The 16,358-nt window shown below is 73.8% G+C and carries 14 protein-coding genes and 1 rRNA gene; 7 read left to right on the top strand and 8 right to left on the bottom strand.

All coding sequences use genetic code 11. From position 1 onward, the window contains the following. The first annotated feature begins 12 nt into the window (after positions 1-12). Entirely contained in the window at positions 13-1,221 is a 1,209-nt protein-coding gene (locus ACZ3UD_RS17225) for a winged helix-turn-helix domain-containing protein (protein WP_465587578.1), read from the top strand. 10 nt (positions 1,222-1,231) lie between these two features. Here ACZ3UD_RS17225 and ACZ3UD_RS17220 read toward each other — a convergent pair whose 3' ends face one another. Continuing rightward, positions 1,232-1,990 carry a response regulator gene (locus ACZ3UD_RS17220; protein ID WP_380613669.1) on the bottom strand — a complete coding sequence of 253 codons (759 nt, stop codon included), beginning with the start codon at positions 1,988-1,990 and terminating at the stop codon, positions 1,232-1,234. A gap of 242 nt (positions 1,991-2,232) precedes the next feature. Further along, on the bottom strand, positions 2,233-2,928 hold the full coding sequence (gene hpf, locus ACZ3UD_RS17215) for a ribosome hibernation-promoting factor, HPF/YfiA family (RefSeq protein WP_355676363.1): 696 nt from the start codon (positions 2,926-2,928) through the stop codon (positions 2,233-2,235). A gap of 368 nt (positions 2,929-3,296) precedes the next feature. On the opposite strand from hpf, the gene ACZ3UD_RS17210 reads away from it, so the two are divergent. Further along, positions 3,297-4,019, top strand: coding sequence for a ComF family protein (locus ACZ3UD_RS17210; RefSeq protein WP_465587573.1), 723 nt, complete (start codon positions 3,297-3,299; stop codon positions 4,017-4,019). A gap of 69 nt (positions 4,020-4,088) precedes the next feature. Here the strand turns inward: ACZ3UD_RS17210 and ACZ3UD_RS17205 are convergent, their stop codons facing one another. The 3 genes from ACZ3UD_RS17205 to mtrA all read right to left on the bottom strand — a co-directional run bounded on the left by ACZ3UD_RS17205 (position 4,089) and on the right by mtrA (position 8,707). Continuing rightward, positions 4,089-5,906: an LpqB family beta-propeller domain-containing protein gene (locus ACZ3UD_RS17205; RefSeq protein WP_465587570.1), complete on the bottom strand. Its 1,818-nt coding sequence runs from the start codon at positions 5,904-5,906 to the stop codon at positions 4,089-4,091. Between the two features lie 16 nt (positions 5,907-5,922). Beyond that, a complete protein-coding gene (gene mtrB / locus ACZ3UD_RS17200) occupies positions 5,923-7,905 on the bottom strand; it encodes an MtrAB system histidine kinase MtrB (RefSeq protein ID WP_465587567.1) in 1,983 nt (660 codons plus the stop codon). Between the two features lie 124 nt (positions 7,906-8,029). After that, positions 8,030-8,707 (bottom strand): MtrAB system response regulator MtrA, encoded by a 678-nt coding sequence (gene mtrA, locus ACZ3UD_RS17195; RefSeq protein WP_465587563.1) that lies wholly within the window; start codon positions 8,705-8,707, stop codon positions 8,030-8,032. Positions 8,708-8,994: 287 nt separating this feature from the next. On the opposite strand from mtrA, the gene ACZ3UD_RS17190 reads away from it, so the two are divergent. From ACZ3UD_RS17190 to ACZ3UD_RS17170, 5 genes are all read left to right on the top strand, one after another. Further along, positions 8,995-10,155 carry a DUF7847 domain-containing protein gene (locus ACZ3UD_RS17190; RefSeq protein ID WP_465587560.1) on the top strand — a complete coding sequence of 387 codons (1,161 nt, stop codon included), beginning with the start codon at positions 8,995-8,997 and terminating at the stop codon, positions 10,153-10,155. Positions 10,156-10,160: 5 nt separating this feature from the next. Beyond that, a complete protein-coding gene (locus ACZ3UD_RS17185; protein WP_465587557.1) occupies positions 10,161-10,862 on the top strand; it encodes a DUF4129 domain-containing protein in 702 nt (233 codons plus the stop codon). Further along, positions 10,859-12,079 carry a DUF4350 domain-containing protein gene (locus ACZ3UD_RS17180; RefSeq protein WP_465587554.1) on the top strand — a complete coding sequence of 407 codons (1,221 nt, stop codon included), beginning with the start codon at positions 10,859-10,861 and terminating at the stop codon, positions 12,077-12,079. Before ACZ3UD_RS17185 ends, ACZ3UD_RS17180 begins: the two co-directional genes overlap by 4 nt. Positions 12,080-12,105: 26 nt before the next feature. Next, complete coding sequence (locus ACZ3UD_RS17175; protein ID WP_465588066.1) at positions 12,106-13,107, top strand: AAA family ATPase; 1,002 nt, start codon at positions 12,106-12,108, stop codon at positions 13,105-13,107. 94 nt (positions 13,108-13,201) lie between these two features. Continuing rightward, positions 13,202-14,512 carry a DUF58 domain-containing protein gene (locus ACZ3UD_RS17170; protein ID WP_465587551.1) on the top strand — a complete coding sequence of 437 codons (1,311 nt, stop codon included), beginning with the start codon at positions 13,202-13,204 and terminating at the stop codon, positions 14,510-14,512. Positions 14,513-14,544: 32 nt separating this feature from the next. On the opposite strand, the gene ACZ3UD_RS17165 is transcribed toward ACZ3UD_RS17170, so the two are convergent. From ACZ3UD_RS17165 to rrf, 3 genes are all read right to left on the bottom strand, one after another. Further along, entirely contained in the window at positions 14,545-15,690 is a 1,146-nt protein-coding gene (locus ACZ3UD_RS17165; RefSeq protein ID WP_465587548.1) for an RNA polymerase sigma factor, read from the bottom strand. Positions 15,691-15,698: 8 nt separating this feature from the next. Further along, positions 15,699-16,106 carry a YciI family protein gene (locus ACZ3UD_RS17160; RefSeq protein ID WP_465587545.1) on the bottom strand — a complete coding sequence of 136 codons (408 nt, stop codon included), beginning with the start codon at positions 16,104-16,106 and terminating at the stop codon, positions 15,699-15,701. A 168-nt stretch (positions 16,107-16,274) separates the two neighbouring features. After that, a 5S ribosomal RNA gene (gene rrf / locus ACZ3UD_RS17155) occupies positions 16,275-16,358 on the bottom strand; the annotation flags it as partial.

Below are 16,358 nucleotides of genomic sequence, written 5' to 3'. Positions count from 1 at the left end.
ACGCTCGCCGGCATGACCGCCGCAGCCGACGACCGCACCCCCGTCACCGTCCTGGGCGCCGACGACGCCCGCCGGATCGCCCTGCGCGCCCAGGGCCTGCTGGGCGCACCGGACCGCCGGGCCGGGGTGCGCGGGGTGCTGCGGCACCTGGGCGCCGTCCAGTTGGACACCATCTCGGTGCTGGCCCGCTCGCACGAGCTGGTGCCGTACGCCCGGCTCGGCGCGGTCGGCCGCCCGGCCGTCGAGGCGGCGTACTGGGGCGCGGGCGCGAGCTTCGAGTACTGGTCGCACGCGGCCTGCATCCTGCCGGTCGAGGAGTGGCCGCTGTTCGCCTTCCGGCGCCGCCGCTACCGCGACCGCGGCCACCTCTGGGGCCACCAGGTCGCGCCCGAGACGTACCGGTTCGTGCTCGACAAGCTGCGCGCCGAGGGGCCGTTGACCTCCACCGAGCTCGGCGGGGCGAAGCGGACCGCCGAGTGGTGGGACTGGTCCGACACCAAGATCGCGGTCGAACGGGCGCTGGCCTTCGGCGACGTGGTCTGCACCGAGCGCCGGAGCTGGAAGCGGGTCTACGCGCTGGCCGAACAGGCCGTCCCCGACGCGCTGTTCGGGCAGGACCGGTCCGACCGGGAGTGCGTACGCACCCTGGTCGCCCAGGCCGGCGCCGCGCTCGGCGTGGCCACCCGGGCCGACCTGCTGGACTACCACCGGCTGCGCGCCGAGGAGTTGGACCCGGTGCTCGCGGACAGCGGGCTGGTCCCGGTCGAGGTGGCCGGCTGGGGACCGGACGGCGGCACCGCCGCCGCCTGGGCCGACCCGGCCGCGCTGGCCGCCGCCCCGCGCGGGCGCCACCGCACCACGCTGCTCTCGCCGTTCGACTCGCTGGTCTGGGACCGCGCCCGCACCGAGCGGATCTTCGGCATGACGCACCGGCTGGAGGCCTACACCCCCAAGCACAAGCGGGTGCACGGCTACTTCGCGATGCCGCTGCTGACCGGCGGTCGCCTGGTCGGCCGGGTCGACCCGGCGAGGGAGGGACGCACCCTGGTCGCCCGCCAGGTCTCGCTGACCGGCGACCGGGGATCCGGCGCCCGACACGTCGAGGCGCTGGCCACCGCCCTGCGCGAGGCCGCCGCCTGGGTCGGCTGCGACACCGTGCGGGTCGGGGCGCTGCACGACGAGCGGCTGCGCCCGGCCCTGGAGAAGCTGCTCGCCGAGTAGCGGCCCCGGCTCACCCTATTTCGAGGATCTTCTCCCGCATCGCGTACACCACCGCCTCCATCCTGGAATGCAGTTGGAGCTTCTCCAGGATGTTGCGCACGTGGTTCTTCACGGTGTTCTCGCTGATGAACAGCTCCTTGGCGATCTCCCGGTTGTTCATCCCGGTCGCCACCAGCTTGAGCACCTCCAACTCCCGGTCGGTGAGCCGGGGCGCGGGCACCAGGTCCCGGTCGTCGGAGCGGCGCTGGATCATCGACTTGAACTCGGTGAGCAGCTTGGAGGCCATCGACGGGCTGATCTGCGACTGCCCGTCGGCGACCGCGCGGATCGCGGTGGCGACCTCGTCGGTGGAGATCTCCTTGAGCAGGTAGCCGGTGGCCCCCGCCTTGATCGCCTCGTAGAGGTCGGCCTCCTCGTCGCTTATCGTCAGCATGATGATCTTGGTGCTGGGCGCCACGTCCTTGATCGCCGTGCACGCCTCGATCCCGCTGCGACGCGGCATCCGGACGTCCATGAGGATGATGTCGGGCAGCAGGTCGGCGGCCTTCAGCACCGCCTCGGCGCCGTCCCCGGCCTCGCCGACGACCTTGATGTCCGGCTCCTCCGCGAGCACGATCTCCAGCCCCCGGCGGAACAGTGCGTGGTCGTCCACCACCAGCACGCGGATCGGCTCACCCCGGCGCGGCGCGTACGCGGGCTCCTCCTCCGGCCCCGGCGGTAGTCCGGCGACCGGCCCCGCACCGGGCCCCAGCCCGAAGTGATCCCCCATCCGCTCCTCCCCCTTCGCGGGTCGTCGTCCGCCAATCATTCCACGCCCCGCCGTCGCCACGGTCACCCTCCGGCGCCGATTCCCCCGCATCGGGTGACCCCTCGACCCCAGTGCGTCCGAGCACCGTTCGAACCCGTCCGGTCGCGGCGCCCGCCCCGCCGTGCGGCCGGCCCCGCCGCCGAACGCCGGTGACCCCGGCGGCCACTGCCGCCGGGGTCACCCCTCCATCACTGTTCGGACGGTCAGTCCTCGTCGTCGGACCGACCGATCGCACCGCCCGCGCCGCTGGCCACGCCGGCCGCCATGTCGGGCTGCACGTGGATGACACCGTAGTGGTAGCCGTGCCGGCGGTACACGACGCTCGGCAGGCCGCTGTCCTTCTCCACGAAGAGGTAGAAGTCGTGGCCGACCAGCTCCATCTCGTAGAGCGCCTGGTCCAGCGCCATGGGAGCGGCCGAGTGCGTCTTCTCCCGGACCACCAGCGGGCCTTCGCCCTCCACTTCCAGGGATCCCATCATGGTCTTGCGGACGGCTCCGTTGGTCTCGCCCTCCGTCGCCGTCGTCGACGGCAGCGCGGCCAGGGCCGCGGTCGCCTCGGCGACGCTGATGGGGGTGCGGCCGTTCGCGCCGCCCTTGTGCACCCGACGCCGGTCCGCGGACTTGCGCAGCTGCGCGTCGAGCTTCGCCGACGCCAGGTCGAGCGCCGCATACGGGTCGGCGGCGGCGGCTTCGGCCCGGATCACCGGGCCCCGGGTACGGAGAGTGATCTCCACGCGGTCAGACCGGTCGGCCTGCCGCGGGTTGTGCTCCTTGGACACCTCGACGTCGAGGCTGATCACCTTGCCGTCGAACTTCTGGACCTTCTCCAGCTTCTCGGCCACGTGCTCGCGGAACCTCTTGGGCACCTCGGTCTTGCGGCCCTTGACGACGATGTCCACGCAGAACTCCGATCCCTCGTGCTGACGCCGATCCGGGTGCTACCGGACCGGACTGAGCTCCAGCTGGACCAGCCCATCCACTGCCGGCCCCCGCCTCCGCCGCCAGCGGCGGAAACGACTGGCCCTCATCTCACTTCCTCCCCATCAGGGACGGTTGAAACCCCCTGGAGCCTTATCGAACACCTCACGCGGGGTTTTCGCCTCCCCAGGCGAGGAGGTGGGTATGACCCGATACTGCGGGCGGGCGGTCAAACTGCTGCACCCTGTCTACCCTCCTGCGAGTGAAGTATGGGTAAATACCTAGACAACACCCCCCATACGGCGCATCCTTTGCTGACTCTCCGTGCCTGCCGCCGCCAGGAGCAGCCGTGTCACCGACCCCCTCCCCCGCCCGTCCGCCGTCCGCCCGGACACCCTTCGCCCACACACTGTCCGGGCTGTTGGACGTGCTGCTCCCCGCCGACTGCGCGGGCTGCGGCACCGAGCACACCCAGCTCTGCCCGGCCTGCCGGCACACGCTGGCCACCGCCCGCCCCGGCCCCACCCTGCTGCCCTGGGCGCACGCCGCCGCCCCGTACACCGACCCGGTCCGGCAACTGCTGCTCGCACACAAGGAGCGCGGCGCGCTGCGGCTGGCCGGGCCGCTCGGGGAGGCGCTCGGACGGGCGGTGCGCTCCGCGCTGGGGGCCCGGGCCGGGGCCGCGCCGTTGCTGCTGGTCCCGATGCCCTCGGCCCGCACGGCCGTCCGCGCCCGCGGTCACGACCCGACGCTGCGGCTGGCCGGGGCCGCCGCCCGCTCGCTGCGCCGGGCCGGCCTGGACGTCCGGGCGGCGCCGCTGCTGCGGCACGCCCGTCCGGTCGCCGACCAGACCGGGCTGAACGCGGCCGAGCGGCGGCGCAACCTGCACGGGGCGCTCACCGTCCTGCCGCGCGCCCGGCGCGGCCTGGCCGACCGTCAGCCGGTGCTGGTGGACGACCTGGTGACGACCGGGGCGAGCCTGGCCGAGGCCGCCAGAGCGCTGGCCGACGCCGGACTGCCGGCCCGGGCGGCCGCCACGGTCGCGGCCACCGCGGTGCGGCCAGAGGGCTGATCCGCCGGGCCGCGCGTCAATCCGGGGCGCGCGCCTGGCCGCGCGTCGAGCCGCACGCCTGACGGCGCGTCAGCCCGCGTAGAAGAAGGAGCGGGCCTTGTCCAGCAACTGGGCCTCCCGCCACTGGTTGTTGACCAGCCGGTAGACCTTGCCCTCGGCCACCGCGAGCACCGGCGGCGCCGGAACCAGACTGTCCCCCCGGGACTCCGAGGCCGAGACGCTCAGCATGCCGAGGCCGCCCTGCAGCTGACTGTCCGTGCTCTGCGAGCCGTCGGTGCTGATGTAGTACAGCTGCTTGGGACGGTCCGCCTCGTTGCCGAGCACCAGCAGCTGGTCGCTCTCCGCCCAGGACACCGAGGCCACGTCGGTGAGCGAGGGCGCGGCCCGGCGCAGCCCGGTGATCTTCGCGGTCGGCGCCGCCGCGGTGCCGCCGTGCACCACCAGGCCGAACATCAGCGAGCTGGTGGCCACGTCCGGGGACCTCACCACCAGGGCGACCCTGGTGCCGTCGGAGGAGATCCGTAGCGCCTGCACGGTCTGCCCGGTCAGCCCCTCGACCGGCACGGTGTACGACTTGTTGCCGCGCGCCATGACCACCCGGGGGCCCTGCGGGTTGCGGTCCACCACCCACAGGTCCCCGCGGCCGTCCCAGCTGGGCGAGGCGAGGCCCTCGTCCTTGCCGCCCGCCTTCACCGGCGAGCTGAGCAGCGGCTCGGGCATCGCCACGGTGCTGTCGGACAGCGCCACCGAGTAGAGCTGGTGGCCGTCCGCGCTGATCGCGGCGGCCCAGGAGCCGTCCCGGCTGACCGCGACGGAGCTCGGCTGGGCGGCCGGGTTCGACTGCGGCTTGCCGAGCACGCCGTGCACCGGGTCCCCGGTGCGACCGTCGTCGGTCGCCATCAGGACGCCGTTGTCGGAGCGCTGGTAGTACTGGACGGACGTCTGGGCGGTCAGGGCGCCCGGGCCGGTGGCGGGCGCGTCGGTGCGGCTGGCCGTGCAGGAGCCGCGCTGGCCCTTCAGTTCCAGCCGCTCGACCTGGCCCTTGCCCTGGTCGGCGAGGGTGTAGAAGAGCTGGGTGGCCATCCGGCGGCAGGCCGTCGGCTCGCCGAGGTCCGCCCCGCCGAGCTGCACGTGGGCCACCCGGCTGTCGTCGATGCTGACCTTGTCGACCGAGGTGCCGGCCGGGAAGGCCGTCCGGACCACCGGCGAGAGCCAGTTCGAGGGTCCGGCGACCAGCGCCTTGGCGGCCGCGGTCAGCGGGTCTATCCGGCGCCGCAGGTAGATCGGGTCGGCGACCAGCACCTCCTGGCCGCCGTTGCCGGAGGACGGGTCCGGGGCGGTGTAGAAGAAGCGCTCGACCTGTCGGAAGCTGTTCCGGAAGTTGGTCTCGTTCATGATCACGCCCGGCGGCAGCGTGTCGATCCGCCACTCGCCGTCCTTCTCCCGGACGAAGGTGAAGTCGGAGGAGGCGTTGTTGTTCTGCCCGGCGACCAGCAGGTACGAGTGTTTCTCGTCGACCGTGGCGACCATCTGCCCGGTCACCGTCTCGGAGACCGTGGTGTCGGCGTCGGAGACGGCCTGACCGGGCTCCTTGATGGTCGTACTGGCGAGCACCTGGATGCCCGCCTCCGGGTTCCAGCTCGCGGCGGCGCGCTCGGTGAGGTACTTGCGCGCGGTGTCGTACCCCTCGTCGGCCGTCACCGCGTCCAGGAACCCGGTCAGCAGCTCACGCGGCTTGGCGCCCTTGCCGGGCGCCACCGGGTAGACCCTGGCCTGCAGGTTCTTGTCGGCCGAGCCCTGGGACAGCTCCACCTTGGTGATGCCGCCGGAGTCCGGCATGGCCGCGCAGCCGCTCGCCACCAGGGCGCCGAGCACCGCGCCAGCCACCGCCGTGAGCCGCGGCTCAGTCCTGCTGCTCGTCCTTCGCACGCTGCGACCCCTCCAGGTCCGTCCCACCCGTCACGTCCGGCTCCGCCGTCCGCTGTGCCACCGACGGCCGTCCAGGCGTCGGATCCACCATGACCTGGGCGCCGGTGACGCCGTAACCGGCCCCCGCGGTCCGTACGTCCGAGGGGTCCGAACGCGGCCCCTCGGGCAGTCGGTTCCGGCCCAGCCCGGGGCCGATGTTCAGCACCCCGCCGAGCCCGCTGCCCAATCCGCTGCCGGGCCCCTCCGGCGCCTCCGCCTGTTCCTCGGCGGCGGTCAGCGCGGTCGAGCCGGCCGGGGCGATCGCCCGCCGGTACGGCGTGCCGTAGGCGCCCAGACCCCGGTTGTTGCGGGAGTCCTCCGGCTCCAGCCGGAACGGCGCCCGGCTGATGTCGCCGCCGCGGGTGCGCGGCAGGGTGAGCCGGAAGTGCGAGCCGCCGCCGGGCTCGCCCCAGGCCTGGAGCCAGCCGCCGTGCAGGTGGGCGTCCTCGACCGCGATGGACAGGCCGAGGCCGGTGCCGCCGGTGGTACGCACCCGGGACGGGTCCGCCCGCCAGAAGCGGTGGAACACCCGGGACGCCTCGCCCGGCTTGAGGCCGATGCCGTAGTCGCGCACGCCGACCGCGACCGCGCCGTCGGCCGAGCCCAGCCGGACCACGACGTCGCGGCCCTCGCCGTGCTCCAGCGCGTTGACCACCAGGTTGCGCAGGATGCGCTCGATCCGACGGGAGTCCACCTCGGCCAGCACCGGCTCGCCGTCGCCGCGGATCACGATCGTGCTGCCCTTGGCCTGGGCCAGCGGGTCGGCGGCCTCCACCACCCGGGCGACGATCTCGCGCAGGTCGACCGGCTCGGCGTCCAGGACCGCGGCGCCGGCGTCGAAGCGGCTGATCTCCAGCAGGTCTGCCAGCAGCGACTCGAAGCGGTCCAGCTGACCCTGGAGCAGCTCCGCCGAGCGGGCCGCCATCGGGTCCAGGTCCTCGCGGCTGTCGTAGATCAGGTCGGCGGCCATCCGGACCGTGGTCAGCGGGGTGCGCAGCTCGTGCGAGACGTCCGAGACGAAGCGCCGCTGGACCCGGGACAGCTCCTCCAGCTGGCGGATCTGCGCCTGGAGGGCGTTGGCCATCCGGTTGTAGGACTCGCCGAGGCGGGCGATGTCGTCCGTCCCGGTCACCTTCATCCGCTCCTCCAGGTGCCCGTCGGCGAGCCGCTCGGAGATGCCGGCGGCCATCCGCACCGGGGTGACCACCTGGCGCACCACGACCCAGGCGATGCCGCCCATCAGGATCACCACGAACACGCCAGCGGTCGCCAGGGTGCCGGTGATCAGGTTGAGGGTGTCGGTCTCCTGGCCGAAGGAGAACACGTAGAACAGCTGGTAGCTGGTCCCGGCCGGGCCGACGAACTGCATGCCGAGGGCCAGCCCGGGCTCGCTCTTGCCGCCGCTCTCGGGCGAGCGGTGGATCCGGGTCGGCTGGTCGAACATCTGGCCGGGCTCGTCGAAGAGCTTGGCCCGCAGGGTGTCCGGGACGCTGCTGGGCTGGATGTCGCCCGAGTAGCGCGGCGCGAAGCCGGCCGTGTCCGGGACGACGGCACCGGTGCCGGGGGCCATCGCGATCACCGAGTAGACCGTCTGCCCGCTCGCGGCCAGGTCGTTGACCTGCCGCAGCAGCCAGGTGCCGGTCTCCTCGGTGGTCGGGTCGGCGGTGTTGCGCAGCTTGAGGTCGCGGGCCTCGTCGATCTTCTTCTGCTCGACCTGGAAGCCGATCCGGGCCTGCGCCCGGGCGGCATCGATCTTGGTGTCGAGCAGGCCGGTGCGCACCTGCGCCACCACGACCACGCCCAGCACCAGGACCACCGCGATGGAGGCCAGCAGGGAGACCGCGACCACACGCAACTGGATCGAGCGGCGGTACAGCGCGGACACCCGGTGCACGGGACGGCGGAACTGACGGTTCATCAGGCCGAAGACTCCGGAAGGGCCGCGACGGCGGCGGGTGGTCGAACTCAGCACGTCCCCGCGCACGGCCCCCGCCCCGCCGGTCGCGGTACCCGGCGGGGTGTCGTCAGCCCGGTCCGTCACGTCAGCTGGGTCCGGCCTTGTAGCCGACGCCGCGGACGGTCACCACGATCTCGGGGCGCTCCGGGTCCTTCTCGATCTTGGAGCGCAGTCGCTGGACGTGGACGTTGACCAGGCGGGTGTCCGCCGCGTGGCGGTAGCCCCAGACCTGCTCCAGCAGCACCTCGCGGGTGAACACCTGCCAGGGCTTGCGGGCCAGCGCGACCAGCAGGTCGAACTCCAGCGGGGTCAGCGGGATGCTGCGGCCGTCCCGCTTCACCGAGTGGCCGGCCACGTCGATCACCAGGTCGCCGATGGTCAGCTGCTCGGGGGTCGGCTCCTCGGCGCGGCGCAGCCGGGCGCGCACCCGGGCCACCAGTTCCTTGGGCTTGAACGGCTTGGTGACGTAGTCGTCGGCGCCGGACTCCAGGCCCACCACGACGTCGACCGTGTCGGTCTTCGCGGTCAGCATGACGATCGGGACGCCGGACTCCGCCCGGATCTGCCGGCACACGTCGATGCCGTCCCGACCGGGCAGCATCAGGTCCAGCAGCACCAGGTCCGGCTTGCTCTCCCGGAACACGGCTAGCGCCTTGTCCCCGTCGGCGACGAAAAACGGCTCAAAACCCTCACCACGCAGCACAATGCCGAGCATCTCGGCCAGTGCGGAGTCGTCATCAACGACGAGGACGCGTCCCTTCATGCGTCCATCTTCTCATTACCGGATTGTGACCTGCCGCACAGCAGTGCCAATGCTCCACAACGGCCAACTCCCCCACCGGTGCATTCCGGCCATACCGGGGCGAATAGCCCCCGCCGGAACGCCTCCGAACGGTCCGGAACCTGCCGTCCCACCTCCCGGAAAGCCCTGTTGCCGATCAGCAACCGGATACCCCTGGGGCCTGTTCGGGCCCCATGGCACGATGGGCACCGCGCGCGGGCGAAAGATCCGCCCGGAGCCGCGCCCGTGACGCCCTCCGAGGAGCAGTGATGACCGACACTCCGGGCTGGGCCTCGCCCAGCTCGTCCGAGCCATCCCGCGACGGCAGCCGGCCCCCGGCCGACGTGCCCGCCGCCGTGCCCGGACCGTCGGCACCACCGCAAGCCGCCCCCGGCTGGAACACCCTGCCCGGACAACAGTCCGCCCGGGGCGGGCAGCCGCCCGGCGGCCCGAACCCGTACGGCTGGAGCGCCCCGCGCAGCCCCCGGCCCGGGGTCATCCCGCTGCGCCCGCTCGCCGTCGGCGAACTGCTCGACGGAGCCGTCACCACCGTGCGCCGGCACTGGCGCACCGCCCTCACCCTCTCGCTCGGCATCGCCGTCGTCGACCAGGCCGGGGCGATCGCCTCCGAGCTGCTGGTCAACGGCAAGACCGGCGCCTCCACCCAGCTGCTCACCCTGCTGGCCCGGATGCCGGTGCTGCTGCTGCTCAACGCGCTCGCCACCGCACTGCTCACCGTGGTGGTCAGCCGGGCCGTCCTCGGCCGGCCGGTGACCGCCGGGGACGCCTGGCGCGACGCCCGCCCCCGGCTGCTGCAGCTGCTCGGGCTCACCGTGCTCACCACCCTGATGAGCGCCGGCGTGGTACTGCTCGGCTTCACCCCGCTGCTCGGCTACCGGGCCGGCGGCTCCGGCACGCCCGGAACGGAGGCCCTGCTGGCGTTCGTCGGCCTGCTGACCCTCCCGGTCGCCGGCTGGCTGCTGATCCGCTACAGCCTGGCCGCCCCCGCGCTGATGCTGGAGAAGCAGGGCGTGATGACGGCGCTGTCCCGCTCGCGGCGGCTGGTCCGCGGCTCCTGGTGGCGGGTCTTCGGCATCGTCCTGCTGAGCAAGGTGCTGTCGGTGGTCATCGGGATGGTCCTGCTCATCCCGGCCCGGTTCATCGGCCTGGTGCTCGGTTTCGGCAGCGTCGACAGCCTCGGGGACCCGGGCAATCAGTCCATCGGCATGTTGGTCATGGTCGCCATCGCCGGGATCATCGCCTCCGCGCTCACCACCCCGTTCATGGCCGCGGTCGGCGTGCTGGTCTACATCGACCAGCGGATCCGCCGCGAGGCCCTGGACATCGAGCTCGCCCGCGCCGCCGGACTGCCCGAACAGGGCGGCACCGACTGGAACGGCCGGGCCGACCAGACCCCGGCGAGGCGCTGAGCCGGATGCCTATCTGGGGGGACAGGCTCCTCGCCGCCGGCGGCGCCCCGGTCACGGTTGCGCGTGACCCGGCCCGCGACGCCGCCCGCGAGGAGCTGCTCAACGCCGAGTACCACAAGAACGACCCGTCCGTCCTGGAACGGGTCACCGACTGGTTCTGGGACCACATCAACCACGCGCTCGGCAGCATCTCCGGCGACGGCACCGACGGCACCACCGGACTGGTGCTCTTCCTGATCGTCGCCGCACTGATCGCCGCCGCCGTCTGGTGGCGCCTCGGCGCGCCCAGACGCGCCGCCCGCACCGTCCTGGGCGTGTACGGCACCGCGGGCCCGCGCAGCGCCACGCAGTACCGGGCGGACGCCGCCGGGCACGCCGCCGCCGGGCGCTGGGCCGAGGCCGTCCGCGAGCAGATGCGCGCACTGGTCCGGGCCCTGGAGGAGCGCACCCTGCTCGACACCCGCCCCGGGCGCACCGCCGACGAGGCCGCCGCCGAGGCCGGCCGTGCCCTGCCCGAACACGCCGCCGCGCTGACCGCAGCCGCCCGTACCTTCGACGACATCGCCTACGGCGACCGGACCGCCGACCAGGCCGCGTACCAGCTGCTGCTGGACCTCGACCGGACCCTGGAACGCACCCGCCCGGCCCTCGCCCAGGGCCCGGTCACGGCCTCCGCCCCGGCTCCGACCACGGGAGGAGCCGCATGACCAGCACCGCCCCCGCTCCCCCCGCCGCCGAGCGGTCCGCCGCCGCCCCCGCACCGACCAGCCTCGCCCCCACCGGGCGCGGCCTGCTCCGCCGGGCCCGCTGGTACCTGGTCTTCCTCGTCGCCCTGCTGATCGGCGCCGTCTGCATCGCCACCCTCGGCCGGGGACACCGGTACCCGCCGGCCGACCCGCGCTCCTACGACGCCGACGGCACCCACGCCGTGGTCGCGCTGCTCGAACACCAGGGTCTCAAGACCGACCTCACCACCGACCCCGCGGCCGCGACCGGCGGCGCCGACACCCTGGTGCTGCCCGAGCCCGACCTGCTCGACAAGGCCCAGCTGCGCGCCATCGCCGCCGCCGGGCACAAGCGGCTGATCCTGATCGCCCCCGGTCCGGCCGCCCTCACCGCGCTCGTCCCCGGCATCCGCCCCTCCGAGGAGGATGGTGGCGTCCCGTACGCCCCCGTCCGCAGCACCCCCATGGGCTGCTCGCTCACCGAGGCCGTCCGGGCCGGCAACGCCTCGATGGGCGGCATGCTCTACACCAGCGGCAGCCGCGGCGAGGGCTGCTACCCGCACGGCCACGGCTACCCGCTGGTCAGCACCCCGACCGAGGACGGCGACGTCATCGTGCTGGGCAGCGGCACCTTCCTGACCAACGGCGAACTCGCCAGGGACGGCAACGCCTCGCTGGCGCTCGGCCTGCTCGGCTCGCAGCCCCGCCTCACCTGGCACCTGCCCGACTACAGCGCCCCGCTGGCCGAGGGCACCCGCACCAAGACCTTCGACGACTACCTCCCCAAGGGCTGGCACTGGGCCTTCTACCAGCTCGCGATCGCCGCCGGCCTGGCCGCGCTCTGGCGCGGGCGCCGGCTCGGCCCGGTGGTCAGCGAGAACCTGCCCGTGGTGGTCCGCGCCGCCGAGACCACCGAAGGCCGCGCCCGCCTCTACCGGCGGGCCAAGGCCCGCGGCCGGGCCGCCGAGGCCCTGCGCCGTGCCGCCGCCCACCGTCTGGCCCCCGCCCTGGGCGTCCCGCTGCAGGCCGGCGCGCCCGAGCCCGAAGCCCTCTGCGCGGCCGTGGCCGGCCGCCTCCCCGCACACCCCGCCGGGGACGTCCGGGCCCTGCTGTACGGCCCGCCCCCGACCGACGACGCCGCGCTGCTGCGGCTCGCCGACGACCTCGACGCCCTCGAAAGGCAGGTACGGAACCCGTGACCGAACAGGCAACCGCCCAGCTCCGCATCACCCCCGGCACGGCACCCGCCACCCCCGCCACGGCGCCCGCTACCCCCGCCACCGACCCGCGCGCGGCCCTGACCGCCCTGCGCGCCGAGATCGGCAAGGCCGTGGTCGGCCAGGACGCCGCCGTCACCGGCCTCGTGGTGGCGCTGCTCTGCGGCGGCCACGTGCTGCTGGAGGGCGTCCCCGGCGTCGCCAAGACCCTGCTGATCCGCACCCTGTCCACCGCGCTCAGCCTGGAGACCAAGCGGATCCAGTTCACCCCCGACCTGATGCCCGGCGACGTCACCGGCTCGCTGGTCTACGACGCCCGCACCGCCGAGTTCTCCTTCCAGCCCGGCCCGGTCTTCACCAACCTGCTGCTCGCCGACGAGATCAACCGCACCCCGCCGAAGACCCAGGCCGCCCTGCTGGAGGCCATGGAGGAGCGGCAGGTCACCGTGGACGGCGAACCGCGCGCGCTGCCCGTCCCGTTCCTGGTCGCCGCGACCCAGAACCCGGTCGAGTACGAGGGCACCTACCCGCTGCCCGAGGCCCAGCTGGACCGCTTCCTGCTCAAGCTGATCCTGCCCCTGCCCGACCGCGACCAGGAGTTCCAGGTCCTCTCCCGGCACGCAGCCGGCTTCGACCCGCGAGACCTCGCCGCCGCCGGCGTCCGCCCGGTCGCCGGGCCCGAGCACCTGGCCGCCGCCCGCGCGCAGATCGCCAGGCTGACCGTCTCCCCCGAGGTCCTCGCCTACATCGTCGACCTCTGCCGCGCCACCCGGCAGTCCCCGTCGCTGTCCATCGGCGTCTCCCCGCGCGGCGCCACCGCCCTGCTGGCGGCCTCGCGCGCCTGGGCCTGGCTGGCCGGGCGCGACTACGTCACCCCGGACGACGTCAAGGCGCTCGCCCTTCCCACCCTGCGGCACCGCGTCGCGCTGCGCGCCGAGGCCGAGATGGAGGGCGTCACCGCCGACTCCGTCATCCAGGCCGTCCTGGCGCAGACGCCCGCCCCCCGCTGACCCACCGCCCGTCGGCGTCCCTGGGCTTCCGGCCCACGGGCACCCGAGATTGACGGGCTTCCGAATCCACGGGCTTCCGAAGGAGCGCATCCGCATGGCCCTCACCGGGCGAACCGCCCTGCTCGCCGCGCTCGGCGCGCTCGTCGTGGGCCTGTTGCTGCCCTCCTGGGCCGGGATCGGACTCGTCACCGGCGCGGTCCTGCTCGCCGTCCTGGTCGACCTGGTGCTCGCCGCCCCCGTCCGCAGCCTGCGGATCGACCGGGGCGGCGACACCACCGTCCGACTCGGGCAGGACGCCTCGGTCGAACTGACCGTCACGAACCCCTCCGGGCGGCCGCTCCGGGCCCTGGTCCGCGACGCCTGGGCCCCCTCCGCCTGGCGCCCCGGCACCGCCGAGACGGCCTCGCGGCACACCCTTGCCGTCCCCGCCGGCGAACGCCGCCGGGCGATCTCCGTGCTCACCCCGAGCCGCCGCGGCGACCACCAGGCCCACCGGGTGACGGTCCGTTCGCACGGCCCGCTCGGCCTGGCCGCCCGTCAGGGCTCGCACGACGTCCCCTGGACGGTCCGCGCGCTCCCTCCGTTCACCAGCCGCAAGCACCTGCCCTCCCGGCTCGCCCGACTGCGCGAACTCGACGGCCGCACCTCGGTGTTGACCCGCGGGCAGGGCACCGAGTTCGACTCGCTGCGGGAGTACCTGCCCGGCGACGACGTCCGCTCCATCGACTGGCGCGCCAGCGCCCGCCGACACACCGTCGCCGTCCGCACCTGGCGGCCCGAACGCGACCGGCACATCCTCGTCGTCCTCGACACCGGCCGCACCTCGGCCGGCCGGGTCGGCGACGCGCCCCGTCTGGACGCCGCCCTCGACGCCGCCCTGCTGCTCACCGCCCTCGCCACCCGTGCCGGCGACCGGGTCGACCTGCTCGCCCACGACGCCCGCAAGCGCGCGGCCGTGGCCGGCAGCTCGGCGAACGAGATCCTGCCCGCCTTCACCAACGCGATGGCCGTCCTGGAGCCCGCGCTGCACGAGACCGACATGCGCTCGCTGGTCTCCACGGCGCTCAAGATGGCGCCGCACCGCTCGCTGATCGTCCTGCTCACCGGCCTGGACGCGGCGCCCGTCGAGGACGGCCTGCGCCCGCTGCTGCCGCTGCTCACCAAGCGCCACGAGGTCGTCCTCGCCTCGGTCGCCGACCCGCACCTGGACGTCCTCGCCGCCGGGCGCGGCACCCTGGAGGCCGTCTACGGCGCCGCCGCCGCCGAGCAGACCCGCGCCGACCGCCGCGCCACCGCCGACCGGCTCACCCGCCACGGCGTCACCGTCCTCGACGCCCCGCCGAGCCGGATCGCCCCCGCGCTGGCGGACACCTATCTGGCGCTGAAGGCCGCCGGTCGGCTGTGAGTTGACCCGATGGGTCAGCTGGGTCGGCTGACTCAGTTGCTGCGGCCGGCGTTCAGCCGAGCGGCCTGGCGCGTCAGGTAATCACGCTCGGCGAGGTTGGACGCCTTGTGCGCCGCCTCGGCGTACAGCCGGGCCGCCGTCACCAGATCGCCGTCGCGCTCGTGGAGGTACGCCGACACCGCGGTGTAGCGGGGCAGCGAGTCGTCCAACTCCCCGAGCGCCGCCAGTCCGGCGCGCGCCCCGTCGGCCTCGCCGACCGCGACCGCGCGGTTGAGCCGCACGACCGGGCTGTCGGTCAGCCGCACGAGCTCGTCGTACCACTCCACGATCTGCGCCCAGTCGGTCTCCTCGGCGGTGGGCGCGTCGGCGTGCAGCGCCGCGACGGCGGCCTGGGCCTGGAACTCGCCCAGCCGGTCGCGGGCCAGGGCCGCCTGCAGGATCCCGACGCCCTCGGCGATCAACCCGGTGTCCCACCGGCCGCGGTCCTGCTCGGCGAGCGGCACCAGACTCCCGTCCGGCGCGATCCGCCCGGCCCGCCGGGCATGGTGAAGCAGCATCAGCGCGAGCAGGCCCGCCACCTCGGGGTGGTCGATCGCCGCCGCGAGCTGCCGGGTGAGCCGGATCGCCTCGGCGGCGAGGTCGACGTCGCCGGAGTAGCCCTCGTTGAAGACCAGGTAGAGGACCCGCAGCACGGTGGCGACGTCGCCCGGCTGCGCGAAACCCACGCCGGAGACCGTGCGCTTGGCCCGGCTGATCCGCTGCGCCATGGTCGCCTCGGGCACCAGGTAGGCCTGGGCGATCTGGCGGGTGGTGAGCCCGCCGATCGCCCGCAGCGTGAGCGCGACCGCGGACGACGGCGTCAACGACGGGTGGGCGCACAGGAAGTAGAGCTGGAGCGTGTCGTCCACCTCGGCCGCGGGCCCGGGCTCCGGCTCCTGGTCGACGAGGTCCTCACGCCGGCGGCGGGCGGAGTCCGCCCGGGTCGCGTCCAGGAACTTGCGCCAGGCAACGGTGACCAGCCAGCCCTTGGGGTCCCTCGGCGGATCGGTCCCCCAGACGCGAACCGCCTCGACCAACGCCTCCTGTACGGCGTCCTCGGCCGCCGCGAAGTCAGCTCCGCGGCGGACGAGGATGCCGAGCACGCTCGGAGTGAGGCTCCGGATCAGAACCTCGTTCATCGGAGACGTCATTCCGTGATGGTCGGCGGCATCGCCAGGAACGGACGAAGCTCCAGCCACTCGTGGATCGGCTTGCCCCCGGCCCCGGGGGCGGCCGACAGTTCGCCGGCCAGCTCGACGGCGCGCTCGTAGCTGTCGACGTCGATCACCATCCAGCCGGCGATCAGGTCCTTGGTCTCGGCGAACGGACCGTCGGTGACCGGCGGACGCCCCTCGCCGTCGTACCGGACCCACGTTCCCTCGGGCGCGACCGCCTGGCCGTCGACGAACTCGCCGGTCTTCTCCAGCCGGGCCGCGAAGTCCTGCATGTACTTGATGTGCGCCGTGACCTCCTCCGGCGTCCACTGGTCCATCGGCACGCAGTTGACCGCCGTCGGGGCGCCCCGGTAGTGCTTGAGCAGCAGGTACTTGGCCATCGTGCTTCTCCCTCGGTGCTGATGCGACCCATTGTGGCCGCGTTCACCCCGGGGACGGAGCAGGCCACTGGTTCTCGACATCGCCGACCAAGATTCTTTCGCCGCCGATGACCCGGAAACGCGAAGAACCCCCATCCGGAATCCGGATGGGGGTTCTTCTGAATGATTGTTCGGCGGCGTCCTACTCTCCCACAGGGTCCCCCCTGCAGTACCATCGGCGCTGTGAGGCTTAGCTTCCGGGTTCGGAATGTA

This window comes from Kitasatospora sp. NPDC023118 (assembly GCF_055560875.1).
This window is presented reverse-complemented; position numbering and strand designations above follow the sequence as displayed.

What these genes read in the sequence shown, in the direction of transcription:
- ACZ3UD_RS17225 (WP_465587578.1), top strand. Translation starts at nt 13, where the DNA reads ATGACCGCCGCAGCCGACGACCGCACCCCCGTCACCGTCCTGGGCGCC.
- ACZ3UD_RS17220 (WP_380613669.1), bottom strand. Translation starts at nt 1,990, where the DNA reads ATGGGGGATCACTTCGGGCTGGGGCCCGGTGCGGGGCCGGTCGCCGGA.
- mtrB (WP_465587567.1), bottom strand. Translation starts at nt 7,905, where the DNA reads ATGAACCGTCAGTTCCGCCGTCCCGTGCACCGGGTGTCCGCGCTGTAC.
- mtrA (WP_465587563.1), bottom strand. Translation starts at nt 8,707, where the DNA reads ATGAAGGGACGCGTCCTCGTCGTTGATGACGACTCCGCACTGGCCGAG.
- ACZ3UD_RS17190 (WP_465587560.1), top strand. Translation starts at nt 8,995, where the DNA reads ATGACCGACACTCCGGGCTGGGCCTCGCCCAGCTCGTCCGAGCCATCC.
- ACZ3UD_RS17185 (WP_465587557.1), top strand. Translation starts at nt 10,161, where the DNA reads ATGCCTATCTGGGGGGACAGGCTCCTCGCCGCCGGCGGCGCCCCGGTC.
- ACZ3UD_RS17180 (WP_465587554.1), top strand. Translation starts at nt 10,859, where the DNA reads ATGACCAGCACCGCCCCCGCTCCCCCCGCCGCCGAGCGGTCCGCCGCC.
- ACZ3UD_RS17170 (WP_465587551.1), top strand. Translation starts at nt 13,202, where the DNA reads ATGGCCCTCACCGGGCGAACCGCCCTGCTCGCCGCGCTCGGCGCGCTC.
- ACZ3UD_RS17165 (WP_465587548.1), bottom strand. Translation starts at nt 15,690, where the DNA reads ATGAACGAGGTTCTGATCCGGAGCCTCACTCCGAGCGTGCTCGGCATC.
- ACZ3UD_RS17160 (WP_465587545.1), bottom strand. Translation starts at nt 16,106, where the DNA reads ATGGCCAAGTACCTGCTGCTCAAGCACTACCGGGGCGCCCCGACGGCG.